This window comes from Knoellia sp. LjRoot47 (assembly GCF_964253435.1).
Lineage (GTDB): Bacteria > Actinomycetota > Actinomycetes > Actinomycetales > Dermatophilaceae > Knoellia.
On record NZ_CAXUQS020000001.1, the window covers coordinates 1,046,748 to 1,066,257 of the forward strand.

Consider the following 19,510-nt stretch of genomic DNA (forward strand, 5'->3'; position numbering starts at 1 on the left):
AGGGCGAAGTCATCGCCACCGTGCCGAGGGTACGGACGTTTCCAGCGAATACATTGCGCCAGCCGCTCATGACCCTCGTCCACCGGCCGAGCGGGTGACGCTCATCCACAGGCTGAGTGACACTTCGTGTCGCGTCGGGTGCGGAGTCTGCGCGCGTTGTTCTCGCGGTCGACCCAGCAGCACATCCTCCCGGGGTGTGAGACGGCCTGGCTGGCGCCTCGGCGGCTGGTGGTCGACGACCTGCGTGTTCACAGGCTCAGCGTTACCCAGTAGTCCCAGAACTGGACGACGATCAACCCAGCGATGAGCACGACCCACACCGTGACCACGCTCGGAACATAGGACGCCGCTGCCCGCATGCCGGTCGGGAGCAGGATGCGGGCGCGTCGGATGTTCTGTGCGGTCGCCGTGACAAATGCCGTGATGGCTGCGACCCACACGACCATGCAGTAGGGACATAGCGCTTCGATGCGGTACAGGCTCTGGAAGATCAGCCAGTGCACGAAGACGACCCCGAAGGTTGTCCCAGCCTGGATGCCCCACCAGAACCATCCCGGCAACGTCGCCCGGGTCAGCAGGACCACGCCGATCGTCAGGAGGGCGGTGAACCCTGCGACGCCGAGGATGGGGTTGGGAAACCCGAAGGCTGCGGCTTGGTCCGTGTTCATGACGGAACCGCAGGACATTACCGGGTTGATGCTGCACGAGGGTACGTAGGAGGGATCTGCGAGCAGGGCGATCTTCTCGACGAGGAGGGTGAAGGCCGCAAGCAGCCCAACAGTGCCGGACAGCGTGAGCGACCATGCTGTGGCCCGTCCCGCTTCGGCGCGACCTGACGGTTGAGCCACTTGCATGCTCTCAGTCATTGAGGGCGGCGTCGATCTTGTCGCGGAAGTCCTGCGTGGACGTCGGTTCGAGTTTCTTGCCGTTCAGGAAGAAGGTGGGGGTTCCCTGCACGCCGAGGTCGAGGCCGTCCTGCCGGTCCCGCTCCACCCTTGCCAGCGTCGATTTGTCGGCGACGGCCTTGTCGTACGCCGCCATGTCGAGACCCAATCCTTCGGCGAAGCCGCGGAACACCGACGCCTTGGACTCCCGCTGTTCGCCCCACGTTGCCTGGGTGTCATACATGCGCTTGTACATCTCCTCGAACTTGCCCTGCTGGGCCGCGGCTTCGACGGCGACCGCGGAGTTGACCGCGTTGGCGTGGCTGTCGATAGGGAAGTAGCGCACGACGAAGTCAACCTTGCCTGCGTACGTGGCCCGCATCTCCTCCACGACCGGGTACGCCGCACGGCACGACTCGCACTCGAAGTCCAAGAACTCGACGAGGACAACCTTGCCCGTTCCTGCAGCGCCAAGGCGGTGGCTGTTGTCGCGGACGAGTTTGCCGGTCGTGGTGCCGGTCGCGGCGTCCGCGGGGTCTGCCTTCCGGGCGCCGAACGTCAGAGCGGCGGCCACGAGGGCTACGAACAGAGCGATGACGAGCGACGAGACAATGATGTTGCGTTTCAAGGGAAGTATCTCCAAGGCAGTATGAGAAGGCATGGCTCGTTCGGCGAACGCTTTCAAGTCGGGTCAGGTTCCGGGCCGGTCGTCGTCTGGACGCCACGATCACTCCCCCCGCGCCTGCTGCGGGGCCCTTTTGTGACTACGAGATGGCGCTGCGGCTCGGCCTGGCGGGCCGAACGGTAGGCAGGAACCTGCCGGTGCGTATCTCGTACGTGCGGTACGCGTCGCCGTGCACGGTCCTCAGGTAGGGCTCTTCGACGATGCGGACCTGCAACTCCAGCGCAACGGCAAGGGCCAGAATCCCGGCGACGGCGATGACGTTGGGCACCATGAGGGTCAAGCCGAGGGCGGTGATGCACATGGCAGTGAATATGGGGTTGCGGACGATCCCGAAGACACCGGTGGTGACCAGGCTGGTGCGCTCGTTCTCGTCAACGCCGATGCGCCACGCGGTGCCCATCTGCAACTGCGCAGCGAGGGTGAGTGCGACGCCTGCGATGGCGACGACGAGCCCGATGCGGTTGCCGGTCGGGTGGTCGAGCCAGCCGATCGGAGCAAGTCCGAGGACTCCGGCGACGGGGGCGCCCACACCGGCCACGAGGGCGGCGACGAACAGGATTCCGGCCCACCAGGCGGCACTGCCGGGGCGGCCGGAGAGCCCTCGGAATCCGGTGTCGCCGGTGCGCAGCACCTGGATGAGTGTGCGGGCACCGAACGCGATGAGCAGGTACGCGCCGTAGACACCAATGGCGAGGGTGCTCACGAGAGGTTGCCGTCGGATCGGCCGAGGGTGAAGGTCTGCGGGGCGTTGGGGGCGGCGCAGCACCCGTCGGTGCAGTCGGCGGGGTCGTCCGTGCACGCGCAGCCCCCGTCCTGCTCGGTCGAGTGCTCGTGGGTGGAGCCGGTGGCGACGGGTCCACATCCGCAGGCCTCGCCCCGCCACGCCTCCAGGCCTTCGCGGACGGCGACAGCGGCGATGACGAGTCCGGCGATCGGGTCTGCCCACGACCAGCCGAGCGTGGCGTTGAGGACGAGCCCGACGAGCAGCACTGCGGACAGGTAGGTGCACAGCAGGGTTTGGGTGGAGTCCGCCACCACTGCGTTCGAGCCGAGCGCTCGGCCCGTGCGGCGCTGCGCCCACGATAGGAACGGCATGATCACCAACGAGATGGCGGCGAGCGCGATGCCGACCGTGGAGGGCTCCGGCTCGTGGCCGGTGAGCAGTGCCCGGACGGACTCGAAGGTCACATAGGCGGCCAGCCCGAAGAACGAGAATGCCATCAACCGCAAGGCGGTGCGCTCGCGTGACTCCGGCAGTGGGTGGCGGAACTGCCACAAGATGATGAGGCCACTGGACACCTCCACGATGGAGTCAAGGCCGAACCCGACCAAGGCCACGGACCCAGCGAGAAGTCCGGCGGTGATGGCGATGACGGCCTCAATGATGTTGTACGCGACCGACGCCCCAGCGAGAAGTTGCGCACGGCGTCCGTACCGACGTCGGTCCTCGGCTGAGGTGGCGGTGCCGTGGTGATGGGTGGTGCTCATCAGGCGCCCTTGGGGTCGGAAGGGAGGGCGCCGGTGCCGTAGGTGGTGCATAGCGCCACGGCGTCACCGGTCAGCGCGAGGAGACGTTCGGCTGCCGTCCACAAGTCCATGAGCGCCTCGGCGTGGTTGAGCGAGTAGACCGTGGCGCGTCCCTTCGGGCGGGCCGTGACGAGCCCGCAGTCACGCAGGCACGCCAGGTGCTTCGAAACCGTGGACTGTGCGAGCCCGACGTGAGCGGTCAGGTCGACGACGCGGTGCTCCCCAAGCGTGAGGTGCTGGAGGATCGCGATCCGGGAGGGGTCGCTGAACCCATGGAAGAGGCAGGCAGCGGCGGCGGTTCCATCAACCTCCGTGGTGTTTGGCGGCACCGATTCAGCGCCCATAACCGTTGTCATCGTCATATGGCGATGATACTGCCACTGAGGCGTGACGTCGACCCTGACAAGAATGGCCTTCACGGCCTCCCGAGTGATCCCGCCTTTGCCCTGACCTTCGCGGGTGTCTACCACCAGGCCTGGGCTGCGGGCCTGTGGCCGGGCTGGCCTAGTCGAACTTGAGGCGTGCGGCAGCCTCTGCGGCTGCTCGTTCCTGCTCTCGGCGCGCCGCGGCCGCCTGCTGTTGTTGGGCGCGCTCCCTGGCGGCCATGAGGTTCCTGTCTGCGTTGGCGGCGTTCACTGCCAACTTGAGCGTGCTGAGGTGGTACGCCCAACAACTCACCCCGAGACCGCCCACCGCCCCCGGGCCAACCCATGGCGGAACGCCAGCCGAGAACGGATGATGAACCCATGAAGATTGAACTGCTCTTCTTCGACGGGTGCCCGAACTCAGCGGTCGCCGAGGAACGGCTCCTGACCGCACTGCGCGGCGCCGGTCTCGGGCACGTCGACATCGAGCGAATCAAGGTCACCGACCCCGAACACGCCGAGCGACTCGGGTTCACTGGGTCCCCCACGGTGCGCGTGAACGGTCGGGACCCGTTCGCGACAGGCGACGAGAAGGTCGGTTTCGCCTGCCGCGTCTACACCGGTCCGGACGGCCTGTCCGGCGCGCCGAGCCTCGAACAATTCAGGAAGGCGCTGGCATGAAGCGTGTTCTCGTGATCCTGGCAGGGCTCTACCTGCTGGCTGCGGCGATGACGCGGTTGGCCGAAGCGCTCGGCATGCGCAAGTGCGGGTGCGCCGCCGACTGTTGGTGCAAGAAGCCCGGATTGAGCGCCTTCCGGTGGGTGTTCCCGCGGGCCCACCGGACCAACTGGCCGGACGACACCGGACCTTTCGCGAAGTCGGGGGACTCGCTTGCGGCGTCTTCGATGGTCGGTGCTCGGCTCTAGGCCGGAGGCCCACTGACTGACGCGAAGAGGCTGCACGGCTGTCATGGCTCTTTGGCAGTCTGCCCTGACCCAGATCGGCGAAAGTGTCCCCTGCTGGCCAAGCCCGCCCCCGCCGCGAGGCAGGCAGCGCACCGCAGCAGGTGTGCTACCCCGCCTGACTGATCCAACTGGCAGAGGCCCCGAACCACGACTTGTGGCTCGGGGCCTTGGTGGTGACTTGGGGTCAGGACGCTGGTGCGAGCCGCGGCGCCAGCGCGGCCACCCGCGACGCGAAGTCGTCGATGGCCGCGCGACATGTCGCTGCCTGCTCCTCGTCCTCCGGCAGTTGGAGGTTGATCGTCATCGAGTCCGGCACGGACACCCACTCGGCGAACGTGAGGGGCCCCCACCCCTACGGAGAGCATGGATGAGCGGCCCTAGGCCGCGTCCCGGTTCTGGACTGAACTCTTCTACGGCCATGCACGTACGGTGAGTCGCCGCCGTCAGCCGGGCCAGAGGTTGGAGTGAACTAGTGGGTATCGAACTGGGTGGCTCACCGGCTGGGCTTCGCAGCCGCGATTTGGGCAGCAATCCCTGAGATCTCAGGGATGCGTGGTTTCGCTCCCCGCTGATGGGAGCCGCCGCAGTAGCGAGGGGAAGCGCAGTCCAACGGCTCACCACAGGTCTTCATCAGCAACAGGATGAAGAGGAAGAAGATGATGAAGACACCTGCACCAGGGCACGCATCCCAAGGAAGGCGTAACCGAGACAGGTCATCCTCGGCGGGCTCGTGCGGCGAACTCGTCCAGCGCCGCGATGACGTCCTGGGCGATATAGACGATGTTGCGTTGGATACCGCTGGCCTTCGTGATAACCCCCGCCTCCCGCAACTGTCGTAGAGCGTTGTCGGCCGCGGGCTGAGACACGCCCATGCGGTCCTGCACCAGCGCGGACGTGATCGCGGGTTGACTCATGAGGACCGGCAGGAGTCGCCAGACCACCGCGTGCCTGCGCGCGTCCAATCGCGCAGCCCAGGCTTGGTGCGCGGCGTTCAGGTCTTTGGCCAAGAGTCGCCCGTTGTCCACCGCAGCGAAGGACGCTCGGGCAAATCGCTCAACGATAGGGCTTGCGTCACCCCGCCGGTAGGCGGTGAGTGCATCGAAGTATGCGTCGACGTCGTTCAAGAGCCCGGCGGAAACAGGCAGGGTGGAACGCGTCGTTGCACCGCCGCCCTTGAGGAGGGCGTGAACCAGCGCCCGTCCGGTTCGGCCGTTGCCATCAGTGAACGGATGGATCGTCTCGAACTGAGCGTGGGCCAAGGCTGCTTGGGTCAGTAGTGGGATGTCAGTACGGGCCGTGAACGCACAGAGATCGTCGATGCCGGACCGAACTCGGTCATGGTGCGGCGGGACAAACATCGCGCCGTGGGGGGTGGGGGACGCTCCAATCCACACCTGCTCCTCTCGAAACTGGCCGGGGTTGGCGTGATTTTGGCCGCGCATGAGGGCTTCGTGGATGTCCAGGATCGTCTCTGGGGTCACCCGGTCGGCGAGAGCGACGGCCCGGTTCATGGCGTCAACATTCGCCGCGACAAGTTTGGCGTTGCTGCCGTACTTCGCGAACCCGATCTCGGCGAGGGCAAGGGCGCGGGCGCCCGTGGTGATGTTCTCGATCTGCGACGACGACGCCGATTCAGTGCGAAGCAGCACCGACGAGAGTGGTGCGAACTCTCCCTCCGGGAACATCATCGACAGTTCGGCATCGAACCGGGCGATCGCATCACGGGCGTCGTCAGCCTCGGCGGCAACCTGTGGATCGATCACGAAGGTCATGGGCGAGATCTCAGCGGGGACAGCCGCCTTGTAGGTGGCTCGGATCTTCGCGCGTTGGGTTCGGGACAGGTGCTGATCCACCCCCGACTTCCAGGCCACGTCGTCCCAACCCAACGCCAAGGCCGTAATCGCAGACACGGCTGCCCTTTCTTTCGAGACATCTAAGATAAGGTTACTAGAGAAACCTTATCTTAGGTAGCGCGTGGGAGAGGGTTTCCCGGATGCCGCTCGTGCGGGTGGTTGGCGCCGAACTCAACGGTGAGCCGCTACTCGAAGAACTGGGTAGGACGCCCAGCGTCATCGTGGCCGCAACGCGTTGACGCTCACGCGCCCTCACCTCCCCGCGGTGCCGAGGGGGGCCGACGGTGACCCTCAGCCAGGACACACCCGACCGGGCGCGCACCACCCTCCCCGGCATTGGTCGAAGCGGGACGCAGTCATCCGACCTCGACCATCTTCATCAAACCTTCAGGAAACCCACATAATTCAGCCCTCCGCCGCCCAGCACGCTTGCCACTGGTGCGCACCGAACTTGCCCGCTTCGGTGCGCGACACCGTGACTGACGTGCAACCAAGGAGCGTCCCATGTCCCACCCTGACATCGCGGCGCAGCGCGCCATGTGGAACGCGTGGAACGGCGAGCATCGAGAGAAGCAGTTGGAGGAGTCGCCGCTGCGCCAGGCGCAGATCGTGTGCGCGTGGCTCGACGAACTCGGCCGAAAAGATCTCGACATCCTCGACGTTGGCTGCGGCGCAGGATGGCTAGAGCAGTCGATCTCGCGGTACGGACACGTCACAGCCACCGACATCGCTGACGAGGTGCTGGACAGGGCGCGGGTACGAAGTCCCGAGGTCACCTTCATCGCGGGAGACTTCCTCACGCTCCCGTTCGCCGAGGCCTCCTTCGACGTTGTCGTGTCCCTGGAGGTGCTCTCGCACGTCGCCGACCAAGCGGCCTTCCTCGACCGCTGCGCAGCCTTGCTCAGGCCAGGGGGTCGGCTGATGCTCGCCACCCAGAATCGCCCGGTTCTCGAACGCCTCAACGATGTTCCCCCTCCCAAACCAGGACAACTCAGGCATTGGGTTGACGCAGAAGACCTCCGAACCCTGCTCGCGCGTCGGTTCGAGGTCGAGGACCTGTACAGCGTCACCCTACGGAGCAGAGCCCGGCATCCGATCCACCTGCTGACGTCGACGCGGGTCGAGCGCGCCCTGCGCCCATACGCTGGACGCGGGCTCGACGCAGCGAGGGCTTGGGCGGAACGCCGATGGGGTTGGACCCTGATGACGCGGGCACGGGTTGCCCAGCGGCATGACGGACCCTCCTGACCGTCGGGCACGCAAGCACCACGCCAGCCCACCTGCGACCCATCTGCGCGCACTAGAAGCAGGGTGATGAGCCTCCGGTGGAAGCATGATCTGATCGCTGAGGACGCGGGTCATGGAGATTGTGCCGTCCTCTACCCTCCGTGAGTGAGTCGAAGAAGGCGTCGACGTCGTCGAAGAGCCGGGGAAGACAGGCAAATTCCTATGAAGGCCTTGGGATCGTCGCGCCATCCACTGTGCTCCGCGGCCCCAGGAACTCCCTTCTGGTCGTGCCTCGCGCGGTCAGTCGAACCATGGGAGCACCTTCGCGAGCGGACTCTTTTTACGCTTCGTGAACAGCCCCAGATCATTTAGGCGCTGCAGATCCCCGTTGGGAATCCGTTGCTTGGGGAACTTGGTGGTGTAGTTGTCGAACGCGGCGCGCAATTCAGGCTTCCTCCGAGGGGCGGCGCCGCCTGCGCGGAGGACAATCTTCGCTGCGTTTGGCCCGGCCCCGGCAACGTCGGCTTGGAGCAGGCTCATAGCCATCTCGTGGGCGGCGACGCGTGCGCTGCTCTCCTCCGCGAGGTTGGCAGTGATCAAACGACGCGTGGCGTTGGACTGGTCTTCGATTCTCACTCCGACGATTCGAGACTCCATGTGCTTCACGACTGTGGCGTTCACGCTCTTCGTCCCTGCTGCTTCGAGATGCGCGATGGGGTAGCCCTTCTTCTCCAGCGCGATCCACACTTTGCTTCGGTCGGATATGTTCCGCTGTTCGGCGTAGGCGGCCACGACCTGCTTGGGCATGGTCACAGTCCGCAGCAGCGAGTTGAAGTCGACCAATGTCGGTGTCGCGCCTACCCATTCGGCCAGCAGGCCAGGGTCAGGAGTGGCTGCCACCAGCACTCGGTTCAGTTCTAGAGCCCGCAGTGTCTTCCTGGCGGCTCGTTTTCGGGCCGCGATCCGCAGGCGCGCTAGGAAGATGGTCGGGTAGGTCTCCATCGCGGCGATCTTGTCGTCCAATTGCGCGGCGTCATGAGGAGCGAGTGACTGGATCTCCTCGATGAAGCGTCCGATCGCTGTGGCGCTGGCTTGTCCCGCGGCGATGACTTCGACCAGCGATGCCGTGATGTAGGTGCTTGCGTACTCCACGGTTCCGTCAACGGTCTCCAGGACGCTGAGTGCGCGCCGCAGCCCGTCTCGCAGGGCCGCGTTCTCAGCCATTCCAGCAGGTGGGTTCCTCGTGAGCCCCGAGTAGATGATCTGCGCGTCGTGTTCGGCTCTGTCAGCGTCGAGCCAACCCGAGAGGTCGCCGTAGAGGTTGAGCAGGACCGACCTGTCGACTAGCAAGGACTCTTGGCAAAGTTCGGTCACCACAACCTTCGAAGTCGCGCCCACAGTCGACCGGTCGGGGGTGGTTGGGCTGTCCGTGACGAGGAACTGGGTCCAGCGTTCGACACCCGGGGCTGACGCTTCACGAGCGATTGCATGGAGTACGACGTGGTTTTGACTAGCCGTGTCGTCGCCGAAGCCAGTGATCAGCCGGTCGAGGTCTGCGACGACCTCGGCGTACAAGTCGGAATCAACGTCAGTTCGGAGCGAGATGAGGATGACTTCGCGGAGGACTGTTGGGATCAGTCCTCCTTCCCGACCTATGAGGGCCTTGAGGAGATCGCCGTAGCGTTGGACATGTTCGGCTGGCGCCGCGGTATCCACGGTGGCTCTCGCTGCGGCAGAAGCGGTTGCTGACTTAACGGTGCGGGTAGTGGCGGCCGACCTGATTGGAGCGATGGGCGCTTCGAACTCGGCCACGATGGCGTCCTTCTCGGCATTCCAGAGGGCCGTAGCCATCTCGCAAGGCAACGTACTCAATGCGTCGTGCATGAGGGCCGGTCGTTCCCTGTACTCGTTCCCGAAGTACGAGAACAGCAGTGCGGCCCGATCAGCCAGGTGGGGCATCAGCGGCAGGAGCACGCCAAGGCTTCCGTTCGCACCCATCCTTTCAAGTTCCCCGGTACCGGCGAGCGGAGCCATAGGATCCGCGATGTGGTCATCCAGAAGTGCAAGCCGTAGCACACCAGGAGTGGCGTCGGATCGCCACCGCCCGTTACGGGCTTCGTTGAGCAGGGCACCTGCAGCGAACCGTGCAGTGTCGCGGGCTGCCTCAACGTCAAGTTGCTCCGCCAAGCGACATGCCGATTCGACGAGGTTTGCTCGCGACGGGCCGAAGTTGCTGCCCAGTTGCGTCGTCAGGAAGCGAACGGCGGCCTTTCGGTCGCCTGTGGAGGCGTCCTCGAAGTCGGTGACGAGCGTGTCCGGGGCAGTGTCCGCTGCCACGTCGAGGATGCGTGACAGTTCGGCGTTCTCAAGTCCCTCGGCATGGCCCGCACGCTGAAGGTAAACTAGGTCGGCTGTGGGCAACGGAATGTCCGCAGCATGAATCTTGCCGAGGTAAGCGACGAACTGCTCGTTGAGGCGACGGCGCGCAGCGTGCTCAGCGGCTTCGTTGTCGACCTCGGAGCGATCCGTGAGCAGTGGGGCGGCCGATGATTCTTCGGTGGTTACGTCGTCGTCCTCGTCCGTTCGCCGGTACCCGGCCACGACGGCTGCAAGTTCGGTGGACATCGCATCGTCAAGTGCGCCAGTGAGAGCCTCTAGTAGCCGGGGCTGGACCAGGAGGTCTCGCACGACGCTGGGAAACTCCGTCTGCAGCACGGTAAGAACTGCGACAGGGACGGCTCGCGCCTTCCAGTCCAAGCCCCGCGCGGCCATCACTCGGGCGCTTGTCGCGTAGTTGTTCAACAAGACCTTCACACGTCGAGGGCTTCTGATGTGCGCCGGTACGAGCGAATAGACGACGTCTTCGTAAGTGGTCCGCTCCGATCGGAGTTCGGCCCAGATTCCCTGGCGTCGGGTGCTTGCCAGCGTCATCGCGTAGGCGGTAAGCGCTTCGGGGCGGGTGGGCGGCAGCGACAGTTGATGCTGGAAGACCTTGTCGAGAAAAGCGCCTGACGTGGAGTAGTAGGGCTCGTTCTCCCGGACAGGTTTGGCCTGGGGCGCCTTCTCCAGCGCTTCTTCGAGGACTTCGCGGTCGGCCGCGACGAGGAATACGCACTGGTGATGGTCGAGGAAGGTAAGAAGGTCGGTCAGAGTCTTCGCCACATCTGACGGGTGGCACCGATCCAGTTCGTCGACGAAGACGACCAGCCGCTTCGTGCGCGGCTTGGTCAGGCGCCACCGGGTGACGGTCTTCATGAGCCGCTCGAAGGCTGCAAAGAACTGGTCAGCATCCTGCATTGGGGAGTATGTCCGCTTCTCCACAGCGGACGCGAGGCTCTGGTTGCTGAGCAGGAGGCCCGCGATGACCGCGCCGAAGACAACCGCTGCACTCGGCAGGGACCGCACCAGTTCCGCCTCGAACTTGGCATCGTTCGCGCTTGTGCCCACACCCCATTCAGTTGCCGCCCAAGCCGATAGAAACGCCCATCCCGCAGCCAAGCCGAAGGCAAGCAACAGAGCAACGACGAGGGAGCCCCAGTTGCGCCTCAGAAACCGTCCGAGCCTTAGCCGGGACGTCTCCGTCGCGCCGTGGATGCGGGAGATGTGGCGATCTTTGAGTTCGAGTTCCTCTGCCACGTGGGACAGGAAGTTGCGTTGCAGACTATGCCCGCCGAACTTCCAAGCGTCGTACCGGATCATCTTGACGCCGCTGTCGGCACGCATTTCGAGTCGGGCCGCAATCATGCCGTAGAGGCTCGACTTACCGGAGCCCCACGGTCCGAACAGCGCGATATTGGCGGGTGTCTGAACCTTGCTAACGAGGTCGGCGAGGACCGCTGCGACCGCGTCATGTTCGAGATCGTCGCCGGAGGCGTCCGCGAGCCTGCCGTCAGGAATCAGGTCCGCTTCGAGGAGGGCGGCGGATGTCGCTGTTGAGTCGGCCGTGTCCATTGTCTCGCCCCCGTCTTTCACCCGCGCTCTCCGACGGGTCCCACGCTGAACCTTAATCCGAGGCGCCGACAGAGGGACGCATCGAGATTATGGTCCACGCAAAAATCACTTGGGCTCGTTATGGCGCGTAGGCCATCTGCGCGGAAGACCAATTGAGCCAGCGATCGTGTGGCCTCGACTGCAGGCTGGCCGGGTTAGCGGTCCTGAGGAATCCAAACCCTTTCACGGATTCCGAGGTCACCGGAAAGGCCAATGGTGATGCCCGTTGGGCCGTGCCCGATCCCGGCTCGGCACACAGCCCAGGACGTGTGGCTCTGGCGATTACCCCGATGGCGCCGGGACCCAGTTCGAATCCGTGACAAGGGCAGCACCCGTACGCAAGGCTCAAGACGTGGCTCTCGACCCCGAACTCATCGTCGCCCTCGACGAACGCGCACAGCAGATCGGCATGCAGATCGGCTGGGACCTGCGCTTCATCACCGCACCGAACCCTGAGTACGTCGGCGTCACGGCCGCGGCGATCGACAGGAATGACGACTCCGTGAATCACATCTTCGTGATAGGACCCAGCGAGATCTCCAAGGGTGCCGTTGAGAACATCCGCTCGACGCTCGACCACCTCGTGAGCGGGATTCGGCGCATCGTTCTTGACGAGGATGGAGATCCGCGCCTGATGTGAAGTCTTGTCTCGCGAAGCGAGCCGAAAAGGCGCTGCGGACTTGGTCTCGCTCGGGTGACATGGTCGCCCATGCGCAATTCGCGCTCGCCACCCCCAGGAAGGTTCTTCCCGGATGTGACACGGGAAGTCGAAACGAAGGCCAACCGCTCGACCCGTCACACGCTTCCTACGCCCCTGGCAGCCATCCTCGTACCGCGTTGGTGCTTGGGAGCCATACCGATCGTCAGGTCGTGAACAGGTCCTGGGGTTGGGCACCCAGTGCCGCAGCGAGGGCCGTCACGTTGCTGACGCCAACGTCCAACTGACCGTGCTCCAACTTGTTGATGGTGACGCGGTGCATCCCTGTGGCGTCGGCCAACTGCTGCTGCGTCATGGACTTCGCCAGCCGCAGTTCGCGCACCCGGCCACCCAGGGCAGTCAACGCGTCATGACGCGCCTGCTCAAGTTCTGGGTTCAGTGGCATCGGGGTCACGCACCCAGCGTGTACGGGAGCACCGACAGGTCCGCCGATGAAGGGACGGACAGGCCCAGCAGAGTTTTGAGGTTCAACCGCACTCGATCCTCCGTTTCGCCCCAGTCAGCACTGAGTGAGCCCAGATGCAGGTAACTCCGCAGGTCAGAGACCTGCGGAGTTACCTAAACCGAACGGTCAGATTTCTCTGAACCGCCCACACGTGCGCAAGGGGGGATTTGAACCCCCACGCCCTTTCGGACACTGCGACCTGAACGCAGCGCGTCTGCCGTTCCGCCACTTGCGCGTGAGCCGTCCCAGTGTGCCGCACGCACCCCACGTCCTCCAAACCGGATGGCGTATGCCGGCCGGCACAGACCGTGGGACGCGCGGACCGGACCCGGACGGGCCACCCGGGGAGGCGTGCGCTCGTCGCGCACGCCTCCCTGGGCCCTGTGCCGTGCAGCCCGTCCGTCAGGGAGCGGTCCGGCTGTCGCACAGCCCGTGCAGGTTGGTCAGCGCCCCGCACGAGGAGTTCCACGACTGGTTCGGGGTCTGGTTCATCGCGACCTTCGTGTAGTAGGTCGCGCCGGAGAGCACCGCGCCGGTGCCCTCGAGATCGGTGAACGTCGCGCACGTCCCGGTCGGATAGAGGGTGCGCAGGCCGAAGTCGCGACCGGCTCGGGTCGTGTGGACGGTGACCTTCTGCCCGGCGAGGTTGCTCGAGCAGACGGTGAGCCGCAGGTTGCGGGCCGAGTCGACGGTCAGCGAGCTCGACGCGTTGGAGGAGAAGCCGGTGACGGTCGCCGAGGGGCACGACCGGAAGTAGTTGGAGACGGAGAAGTTGTAGCGCCCGCGCCAGTTCTGGAAGTTCAGTGGTCCGCTCGTGCAGCCGGTAAGGACGCCCGGGTCGAGACGGTTGTCACGCGTCGGCGTCGTCGAGATGCTGCCCGCCTTCTCCTGGTAGTGCAGGTGGGTGGCGACCCCACCACTGCCGCCCATCGTCCCGAGCCGTTGGCCGGCGGCGACCCGCGAGCCCTTGGCGACGAGAGGTGCGGCGGCAAGGTGGAGGTAGGACGAGGTCCGGTTGTCGCCCGCGTGGTAGACCGAGATCCAGTGCCCGGCCCCGGGGTACTGGTAGCCCGTGCCGACGACGAGCCCGTTGCCCGACGAGACCACGGGCGTCGAGGTCGGTGCCGCACTCGAGGGTGCGAAGTCGATGGCGGGTGAGGCAGAGCCCGTGCCGCCGTCACCCGTGGTGTGTCCGTAGGGCTCGCCGGCCGGGTGCGCCCACGTCGCACTCACCCTGACGGAGCCGATGATCGGCAGCCGGTTGGACAGGTCGCCGGAGTTGGCGCTCGCCGGTGTGGCCGTGGCCAGCGTGGCCGCCCCGGCCAGCGCGGCCGTCGCGACGACGGACAGAAGGCGCCCCCGGCGCCCTCCCACTCGTGTCTTCATGGGTTCCCCTTCGCTCGGTGGGTGCGCCGTTGCACCCGTGGCTCACCGTGGCGGAGGACCTCCTCACCCGAGAACCCACGAAAGCGCGGAACATGCCGAGCGGCACGCCTGCCCTTCCTCCCGGTCCGGGGCAGAGCACGATGGACCCATGACCGTGCGGATCGACCTCAACTCCGACCTCGGCGAGTCGCTCGGCGCCTGGCGGCTCGGCGACGACGAGGCGATGCTCGACGTCGTCACGAGCGCCAACGTCGCGTGCGGCTTCCACGCCGGCGACAGCCTGACCCTCCAACGGACCTGTCTCGCCGCCGTCGAGCGAGAGGTCGTCATCGGCGCCCAGGTCGGCTACCGCGACCTCGTGGGCTTCGGCCGGCGCTTCGTCGACATGGACCCGGCCGAGCTCACGGCGGACGTCGTCTACCAGGTCGGTGCGCTCGACGCGCTGGCCCGCGCCGCCGGAGGACGCGTCGCCTACGTCAAACCCCACGGGGCCCTCTACAACGCCCTCGTCTCCCACGAGGAGCAGGCGGAGGCCGTCGTCCGCGCGGTCGTCTCGCTCGACGCGACCCTCCCCGTCCTCGGCCTTCCTGGCTCGGCCTTCCTCCGCCGGGCCGAGGCGGCAGGGCTGCGCACCGTCACCGAGGCCTTCGCCGACCGCGCCTACACGCCTGACGGCACGCTCGTGCCCCGAGCGGAACCCGGCGCCGTCCTGCACGACCCCGACGAGGTCGCCGCCCGGATGGCTCGCCTCGTGACCGAGCACAAGGTCACCGCCGCGGACGGCAGCGACATCGACGTCCACGCCGAGAGCATCTGCACTCATGGGGACTCACCCGGAGCCGTCGAGATGGCCCGCGCCGTTCGGGCCGCTCTCGAGGCGGCTGACGTCGAGATCGCCCCGTTCGTGGGCTGACCCGACCGTGCCTCTCGACGTCCGGCTCCTGCCCATGGGCGAGTCCGCGTGGCTCGTCGAGACCGGTGACCTCGACTCCGCGCTCGCGCTCGAGGCCGCGCTGCGACCGCTCGTCGAGACCGGCGACGGAGTCTGGGGCGAGGTCGACGACCTCGTCCCCGCTGCCCGGACCGTGCTCGTCATCGCCCGCCCCACCACCGACCTCGCCGCTCTCGCCGCAGCCATCCGGACAGCCGCAACTACGACCGACCCCACCACACCACCCGCCGGGACCCACGTCGTCGAGGTCCCGGTCCGCTACGACGGGCCCGACCTCGACGCCGTCGCCACCCACACCGGGCTGACTCCCGCCAAGGTCGTCGAAGCCCACACCGGCACCCCGTGGCGGGTCGCGTTCGGCGGCTTCGCCCCGGGGTTCGCCTACCTCGTCGGTGGCGACTCACGGCTCGTCGTTCCGCGCCATGCCGATCCCCGCACCCGGGTCCCGGCCGGCGCGGTCGGGCTCGCGGGCGAGTTCAGTGGCATCTACCCCCGCGAGTCTCCCGGCGGGTGGCAGCTCCTCGGCTCGACCGACCTCGTGCTCTGGGACGCCGAACGCGACCCGCCCGCACTGCTCACCCCCGGCACGACGGTCCGCTTCACCGAGGTGCACCGGTGACGCCCGCCGTCGAGGTCCTCGACCCCGGACCGCTCACCCTCGTCGAGGATCTCGGGCGGCTCGGCCACCTGGCCGTCGGCGTCGGGCGCGCCGGTGCCGCGGACGTCGGCTCCTACCTCCTCGGCAACCGCCTGCTCGGCAACGCCCGCGCCGCGGCCTCGCTCGAGGTGACCTTCGGCGGCCTGCGCCTGCGCGCGGTCGGCGACCTCCTCGTGAGCCTCACCGGAGCGCGCGCCCCCGCCGACCTCGACGGCCGACCGGCTCCGCACAACGCGCTCGTCGAGCTCCGCGACGGCCAGGTCCTCACCCTCGGTATGCCGTCCGCAGGCCTTCGCACCTACGTCGCCGTCCGCGGTGGCTTCGACGTCCCCCGAACCCTCGGGTCGGCCTCCAGCGACACGATGTCCGGCCTCGGCCCGGCGCCGCTCGTCGCCGGGCAGGTGCTCGGCGTCGGCAGCCGCACCGAGTCCTTCCCGGTCCTCGACGCCGCAGGCCTCACCGATCCACCCACGGGCACCGTCGAGCTCGACGTCACCCCGGGACCACGCCACGACTGGTTCTCCGAGCCCGGTGCTCTGGCCTCGACGACCTGGGTGGCGTCCTCGCGCAGCGACCGGCGTGGAATCCGGCTCGAGGGCGCACCCCTTGCGCGCCGCTCCGACCGCCTCGGCGTCGAGCTCGCGAGCGAAGGGCTCGTCCGGGGGGCGATCCAGGTGCCTCCGGGTGGTCTCCCGGTCCTCTGCCTCAACGACGCCCCGGTCACCGGCGGCTACCCCGTCATCGGTGTCACCACCTCGGCCTCGGTCGACCGCGCCGCTCAGCTCCAGCCGGGACAGCAAGTGCGCTTCACCTGGTGCACGCCCACCTGACCCGCCGACCACACCGCGTCAGGCCACGCACGTCGTTAGGAGCTCGACTGCTCGCCCCACGCCGTCCTCACGACGAATTCCGTTGCCCACCAGCCGTGCTCGCTCGGCACCCTCACCCCGAGCGAAGCCCCGCAGCACTTCCGTGAGCCACTCGACCGACAGCGCGTGCCGCCGCACCGGGCGAGCCCCGACACCCAGCTCCCACACCCGCCGCCCCCAGAAGGGTTGGTCACCGATGTGCGCCACGACCGCCTGCGGCACCCCCGCCCGCAGCGCCGCGGCGGTCGTCCCCGCACCGCCGTGGTGCACCGCCCCGGACACCCGCGGGAAGAGCCACCCGTGCGGCACGGCACCCACGGCCTGCACCCACTCGTGGTCGTGCGACTCCAGCCCGGCCGATCCGGAGTGCAGCACGACCCGCACGCCCGCGGCCCGCGCAGCCCGGGCGACCAGCTCACCCAACGGCCTCGCCTCCCGGGTCGACATCGACCCGAACCCGACATAGGCGGTGCGCTCCTCACCCAGCCACGAGACCAGCCGTGCGTCCGGCACGAACCCGGGATCGTCGTCGAGGAACCAGTAGCCCGTCACCGCGGGGTTGCCCTCCCAGTCGGGCGCCGGAGGCACGACCGTCGGTGAGGCGGCGAGAAGCGCCGGGGTGCGACGGACCGCGTCCAGCACGCCACGTCGTCCCGTGCGCGGCAGGCCCATCTCGACCCGCGCCTCGTCCCCGGCGACCGCGATCACCGATGCGACGGTGCGCAGAAGTGCCTGTCCTGCAACGCGGTTCGCGACAGACGACCGGCGGGGGAGCGGCGGCTGGAGCCCCGCCCACCCCTCACGCGTCGGGCGCATCGGCGCGAACTCCGTCGTCACGTGCCGCCCTCCGCCGACCGCCACCATCGCATCGACCGCGTGGACGGTGAGGAACCCGCTGACCCACAGGTCGGCCGAACCGACGAGCGGGACCCAGGCCCCGGCATACCCCTCGACGGTCGACTCGACGAGGCGTCGCATCGCGGCCAGCTCGTGCCACGGGCTGCGGCTCGACTCCCCGAGCCAGGCCACACCGAGCTCGGAGGCGATGAGCTCGTCGATCCGCAGTCCGGCCGGGACGAAGCCCACGCCGTGCGAGGTCACGAGCGGCTCGAAGTCGTCGCCCGCGCAGATCGTCACCGTGTGGCCGGCCCGTTGCAGGCCGACCCCGAGCGCCACCATCGGCTGGACGTCGCCCCGGGACCCGGCCGCGATGACGTTGACCCTCACGTGAGGCGGATCCGATCGACGTGGTGCCAGAAGCGTTCGCGCACACCGTGTCTCGCGGCATCGTCGATGTCGTAGGCGCCCGACCGGCTCGACAGGTCGAGCAGCAGCGCGCGGTCCAGCTCTCCGGGCACGGTCGGGCGGGCCCCGCGGAGCTCGGCGAGCGACCCGGGGGTCGCGGTGCGGCACCACGACGAGACCACGGCATACGCGACGGCGTCCCACAGGCCGGGTCCCGCGTCGGTGACCGCCCCGGTCGTCGGGGTGAGTGGCTCCGGCAGGACGACCTCGCTCGCGCGCTTGCGACCGAGGACGGCCGGAGACGGACCGGGTATGCCGGCCGGCCGGCTCGGGGGGACCGCCTCACCTGCCTCCGTGGCCGCCCCATCGGGCTCGGGGACGGCCGACTCGTCCATCGACGGCTCGTCGGTCGTCGACGTGTCGCCCGTCGGGTCCGTGTCGACCGGGTTGAGGACGACCACCGAGTCGTCGGCCGCCACCAGCTCGTCCGCCACGGAGTCGGACCCGTCCGACGCCGGCACGAGACCGGGCGCGAGCGCCCGCGAGCGCACGCACAGGTCGATGGTCTCGGCGTCGACGAGCAGCTCGTCATCGGCGGCGCGGCGCAGGTGCTTGGAGACCGCGTGCGAGGTGCCGTGAACACCGGGGACGGAGAGCAGGCGCACCTGCACCCCGGCACCCTGCGCCTCCTCGACGGCCTCGGTGAGGTCGTCGTCGCCGGAGACGAGGTAGACGACGTCGGCGACGCGGGCCCGGCCCTGCAGCGCGAGGTCGAGGCCGAGGCGCACGTCGACGCCCTTCTGCTCGCCGGCATACGAGAGGCGTCCGAGGCGGAGCTTGACCTTGGGCAGGAGGCCGATCTGGTCCTGGTGGTGGTCGGGCTGGCCGCCGGGTCGGGCACCGGAGTCGTACCAGTTCACGCGCAGCACCGGCAGCCCCGAGTCGGCCTCGACCTGCTCGACGAGCCGCCGCACGAGCGCGGGGTAGTCGACCTCGACGCTGCTCCGCAGCGAGGAGCCGGTGACCCGGGTCGCCGCTGACGCGAGGAGGTAGCCGACGTCGACGTAGACCGCGGACCAGGAGCTCATGGCCCCACCCTCTCAGTCCGGCGGGACACGTGCTGCTGCGCGAGGCGACGCAGGGCGACGAGGACCGGGTCGACGAGCAGGGTCCCGAGGACCACGTGGCGCACGGCGGCCTCGGGGTCGGCCGGCACGGTGGACACGTCCACCTCGGCGATGCCCTCGACGTGCTCGGCGTAGCGGTCCATCCGGTCCTCGTCGAGGCCGAGCGCCGCGTGGTCGCAGGCGTCCCAGGCCCGGGCGAGGTCGTCGATGAACGGGTCCATCGGGTCGATCTCCCAGCCGTGCCGCTCGATCCAGTCGCGCACCCGTTGGGTGGATCCACCCTCGGTGCCGTCACCGGTGCGCGACGCAGTGCGGGCCAGGGTCCGCTGGGCCGCCTCGAGCACGTGCAGCCGGTCGGTGCCGGGCTCGGTGATGACCTCGAGCACCTGCTCGATCGTCGCCAGCGAGAGACCGCCGACCTCGCTCAGGGCCCGCACGAGCCGCACCCGGTCGACGTGCGTCGCGTCGTACTCCGCCGTGGTGCGCGACAGGCTCCGCCCGGGGTGGAGCAGCCCCTCGCGCAGGTAGTACTTGAGCGTCGCGACCGCGACGCCACTCTCGGCGGACAGCTCGGCGAGCCGCACGGTATACCTCCTGAGGGGACGACAACTCTT

At 67.8% G+C, this 19,510-nt stretch carries 20 protein-coding genes and 1 tRNA gene; 7 read left to right on the plus strand and 14 right to left on the minus strand.

Going from position 1 to position 19,510, the window contains the following annotated elements; all coding sequences use genetic code 11:
- Window positions 1-248 precede the first annotated feature (248 nt).
- From ACSQ11_RS05230 to ACSQ11_RS05250, 5 genes are all read right to left on the minus strand, one after another.
- The gene (locus ACSQ11_RS05230) at window positions 249-866 is read right to left on the minus strand and encodes a vitamin K epoxide reductase family protein (protein WP_436003738.1); all 618 of its coding nucleotides are present in this window, start codon (window positions 864-866) and stop codon (window positions 249-251) included.
- Complete coding sequence (locus ACSQ11_RS05235) at window positions 859-1,521, minus strand: DsbA family protein (protein WP_436006694.1); 663 nt, start codon at window positions 1,519-1,521, stop codon at window positions 859-861. Before ACSQ11_RS05235 ends, ACSQ11_RS05230 begins: the two co-directional genes overlap by 8 nt.
- Window positions 1,522-1,648: 127 nt before the next feature.
- Window positions 1,649-2,272 (minus strand): methyltransferase family protein, encoded by a 624-nt coding sequence (locus ACSQ11_RS05240; RefSeq protein WP_436003740.1) that lies wholly within the window; start codon window positions 2,270-2,272, stop codon window positions 1,649-1,651.
- The gene (locus ACSQ11_RS05245; RefSeq protein ID WP_436003742.1) at window positions 2,269-3,057 is read right to left on the minus strand and encodes a cation diffusion facilitator family transporter; all 789 of its coding nucleotides are present in this window, start codon (window positions 3,055-3,057) and stop codon (window positions 2,269-2,271) included. Before ACSQ11_RS05245 ends, ACSQ11_RS05240 begins: the two co-directional genes overlap by 4 nt.
- Window positions 3,057-3,440, minus strand: a complete 384-nt coding sequence (locus ACSQ11_RS05250) for an ArsR/SmtB family transcription factor (RefSeq protein ID WP_436006696.1) — start codon at window positions 3,438-3,440, stop codon at window positions 3,057-3,059. Before ACSQ11_RS05250 ends, ACSQ11_RS05245 begins: the two co-directional genes overlap by 1 nt.
- A gap of 402 nt (window positions 3,441-3,842) precedes the next feature.
- Here ACSQ11_RS05250 and ACSQ11_RS05255 point away from each other — a divergent pair, with 402 nt between their 5' ends.
- Window positions 3,843-4,142, plus strand: a complete 300-nt coding sequence (locus tag ACSQ11_RS05255) for a DF family (seleno)protein (protein ID WP_436003744.1) — start codon at window positions 3,843-3,845, stop codon at window positions 4,140-4,142.
- Window positions 4,139-4,387, plus strand: a complete 249-nt coding sequence (locus ACSQ11_RS05260; RefSeq protein WP_436003746.1) for a hypothetical protein — start codon at window positions 4,139-4,141, stop codon at window positions 4,385-4,387. Before ACSQ11_RS05255 ends, ACSQ11_RS05260 begins: the two co-directional genes overlap by 4 nt.
- A gap of 223 nt (window positions 4,388-4,610) precedes the next feature.
- Here the strand turns inward: ACSQ11_RS05260 and ACSQ11_RS05265 are convergent, their stop codons facing one another.
- Window positions 4,611-4,742: a hypothetical protein gene (locus ACSQ11_RS05265; protein ID WP_436003748.1), complete on the minus strand. Its 132-nt coding sequence runs from the start codon at window positions 4,740-4,742 to the stop codon at window positions 4,611-4,613.
- A gap of 397 nt (window positions 4,743-5,139) precedes the next feature.
- Window positions 5,140-6,198, minus strand: a complete 1,059-nt coding sequence (locus ACSQ11_RS05270) for a Fic family protein (protein ID WP_436003750.1) — start codon at window positions 6,196-6,198, stop codon at window positions 5,140-5,142.
- A 585-nt stretch (window positions 6,199-6,783) separates the two neighbouring features.
- Here ACSQ11_RS05270 and ACSQ11_RS05275 point away from each other — a divergent pair.
- Entirely contained in the window at window positions 6,784-7,527 is a 744-nt protein-coding gene (locus ACSQ11_RS05275; protein ID WP_436003752.1) for a class I SAM-dependent methyltransferase, read from the plus strand.
- A gap of 279 nt (window positions 7,528-7,806) precedes the next feature.
- Here ACSQ11_RS05275 and ACSQ11_RS05280 read toward each other — a convergent pair whose 3' ends face one another.
- On the minus strand, window positions 7,807-11,457 hold the full coding sequence (locus ACSQ11_RS05280; RefSeq protein WP_436003754.1) for a P-loop NTPase fold protein: 3,651 nt from the start codon (window positions 11,455-11,457) through the stop codon (window positions 7,807-7,809).
- A gap of 391 nt (window positions 11,458-11,848) precedes the next feature.
- Between ACSQ11_RS05280 and ACSQ11_RS05285 the strand changes: the two genes are divergently transcribed.
- Window positions 11,849-12,136 (plus strand): hypothetical protein, encoded by a 288-nt coding sequence (locus tag ACSQ11_RS05285; protein ID WP_436003756.1) that lies wholly within the window; start codon window positions 11,849-11,851, stop codon window positions 12,134-12,136.
- Between the two features lie 223 nt (window positions 12,137-12,359).
- Here the strand turns inward: ACSQ11_RS05285 and ACSQ11_RS05290 are convergent, their stop codons facing one another.
- The 3 genes from ACSQ11_RS05290 to ACSQ11_RS05300 all read right to left on the minus strand — a co-directional run bounded on the left by ACSQ11_RS05290 (window position 12,360) and on the right by ACSQ11_RS05300 (window position 14,045).
- Window positions 12,360-12,599 carry a helix-turn-helix domain-containing protein gene (locus ACSQ11_RS05290; protein WP_436006698.1) on the minus strand — a complete coding sequence of 80 codons (240 nt, stop codon included), beginning with the start codon at window positions 12,597-12,599 and terminating at the stop codon, window positions 12,360-12,362.
- 212 nt (window positions 12,600-12,811) lie between these two features.
- A tRNA-Leu gene (locus ACSQ11_RS05295) sits at window positions 12,812-12,894 on the minus strand.
- 167 nt (window positions 12,895-13,061) lie between these two features.
- The gene (locus ACSQ11_RS05300) at window positions 13,062-14,045 is read right to left on the minus strand and encodes a M23 family metallopeptidase (protein WP_436003758.1); all 984 of its coding nucleotides are present in this window, start codon (window positions 14,043-14,045) and stop codon (window positions 13,062-13,064) included.
- Between the two features lie 148 nt (window positions 14,046-14,193).
- On the opposite strand from ACSQ11_RS05300, the gene ACSQ11_RS05305 reads away from it, so the two are divergent.
- Genes ACSQ11_RS05305 through ACSQ11_RS05315 form a run of 3 tightly spaced genes read left to right on the plus strand, consistent with a single transcriptional unit; the run spans window position 14,194 to window position 16,485 of the window.
- The gene (locus tag ACSQ11_RS05305; RefSeq protein WP_436003760.1) at window positions 14,194-14,958 is read left to right on the plus strand and encodes a LamB/YcsF family protein; all 765 of its coding nucleotides are present in this window, start codon (window positions 14,194-14,196) and stop codon (window positions 14,956-14,958) included.
- 7 nt (window positions 14,959-14,965) lie between these two features.
- On the plus strand, window positions 14,966-15,616 hold the full coding sequence (locus ACSQ11_RS05310) for a 5-oxoprolinase subunit B family protein (protein ID WP_436003763.1): 651 nt from the start codon (window positions 14,966-14,968) through the stop codon (window positions 15,614-15,616).
- Window positions 15,613-16,485, plus strand: a complete 873-nt coding sequence (locus tag ACSQ11_RS05315) for a biotin-dependent carboxyltransferase family protein (RefSeq protein WP_436003765.1) — start codon at window positions 15,613-15,615, stop codon at window positions 16,483-16,485. Before ACSQ11_RS05310 ends, ACSQ11_RS05315 begins: the two co-directional genes overlap by 4 nt.
- An 18-nt stretch (window positions 16,486-16,503) precedes the next feature.
- On the opposite strand, the gene ACSQ11_RS05320 is transcribed toward ACSQ11_RS05315, so the two are convergent.
- Genes ACSQ11_RS05320 through ACSQ11_RS05330 form a run of 3 tightly spaced genes read right to left on the minus strand, consistent with a single transcriptional unit; the run spans window position 16,504 to window position 19,480 of the window.
- Window positions 16,504-17,751, minus strand: coding sequence for a glycosyltransferase (locus ACSQ11_RS05320; RefSeq protein ID WP_436003767.1), 1,248 nt, complete (start codon window positions 17,749-17,751; stop codon window positions 16,504-16,506).
- Complete coding sequence (locus tag ACSQ11_RS05325; RefSeq protein WP_436003769.1) at window positions 17,748-18,857, minus strand: NYN domain-containing protein; 1,110 nt, start codon at window positions 18,855-18,857, stop codon at window positions 17,748-17,750. Before ACSQ11_RS05325 ends, ACSQ11_RS05320 begins: the two co-directional genes overlap by 4 nt.
- Window positions 18,854-19,480: a MerR family transcriptional regulator gene (locus tag ACSQ11_RS05330; protein ID WP_436003771.1), complete on the minus strand. Its 627-nt coding sequence runs from the start codon at window positions 19,478-19,480 to the stop codon at window positions 18,854-18,856. Before ACSQ11_RS05330 ends, ACSQ11_RS05325 begins: the two co-directional genes overlap by 4 nt.
- Window positions 19,481-19,510: the final 30 nt, after the last annotated feature.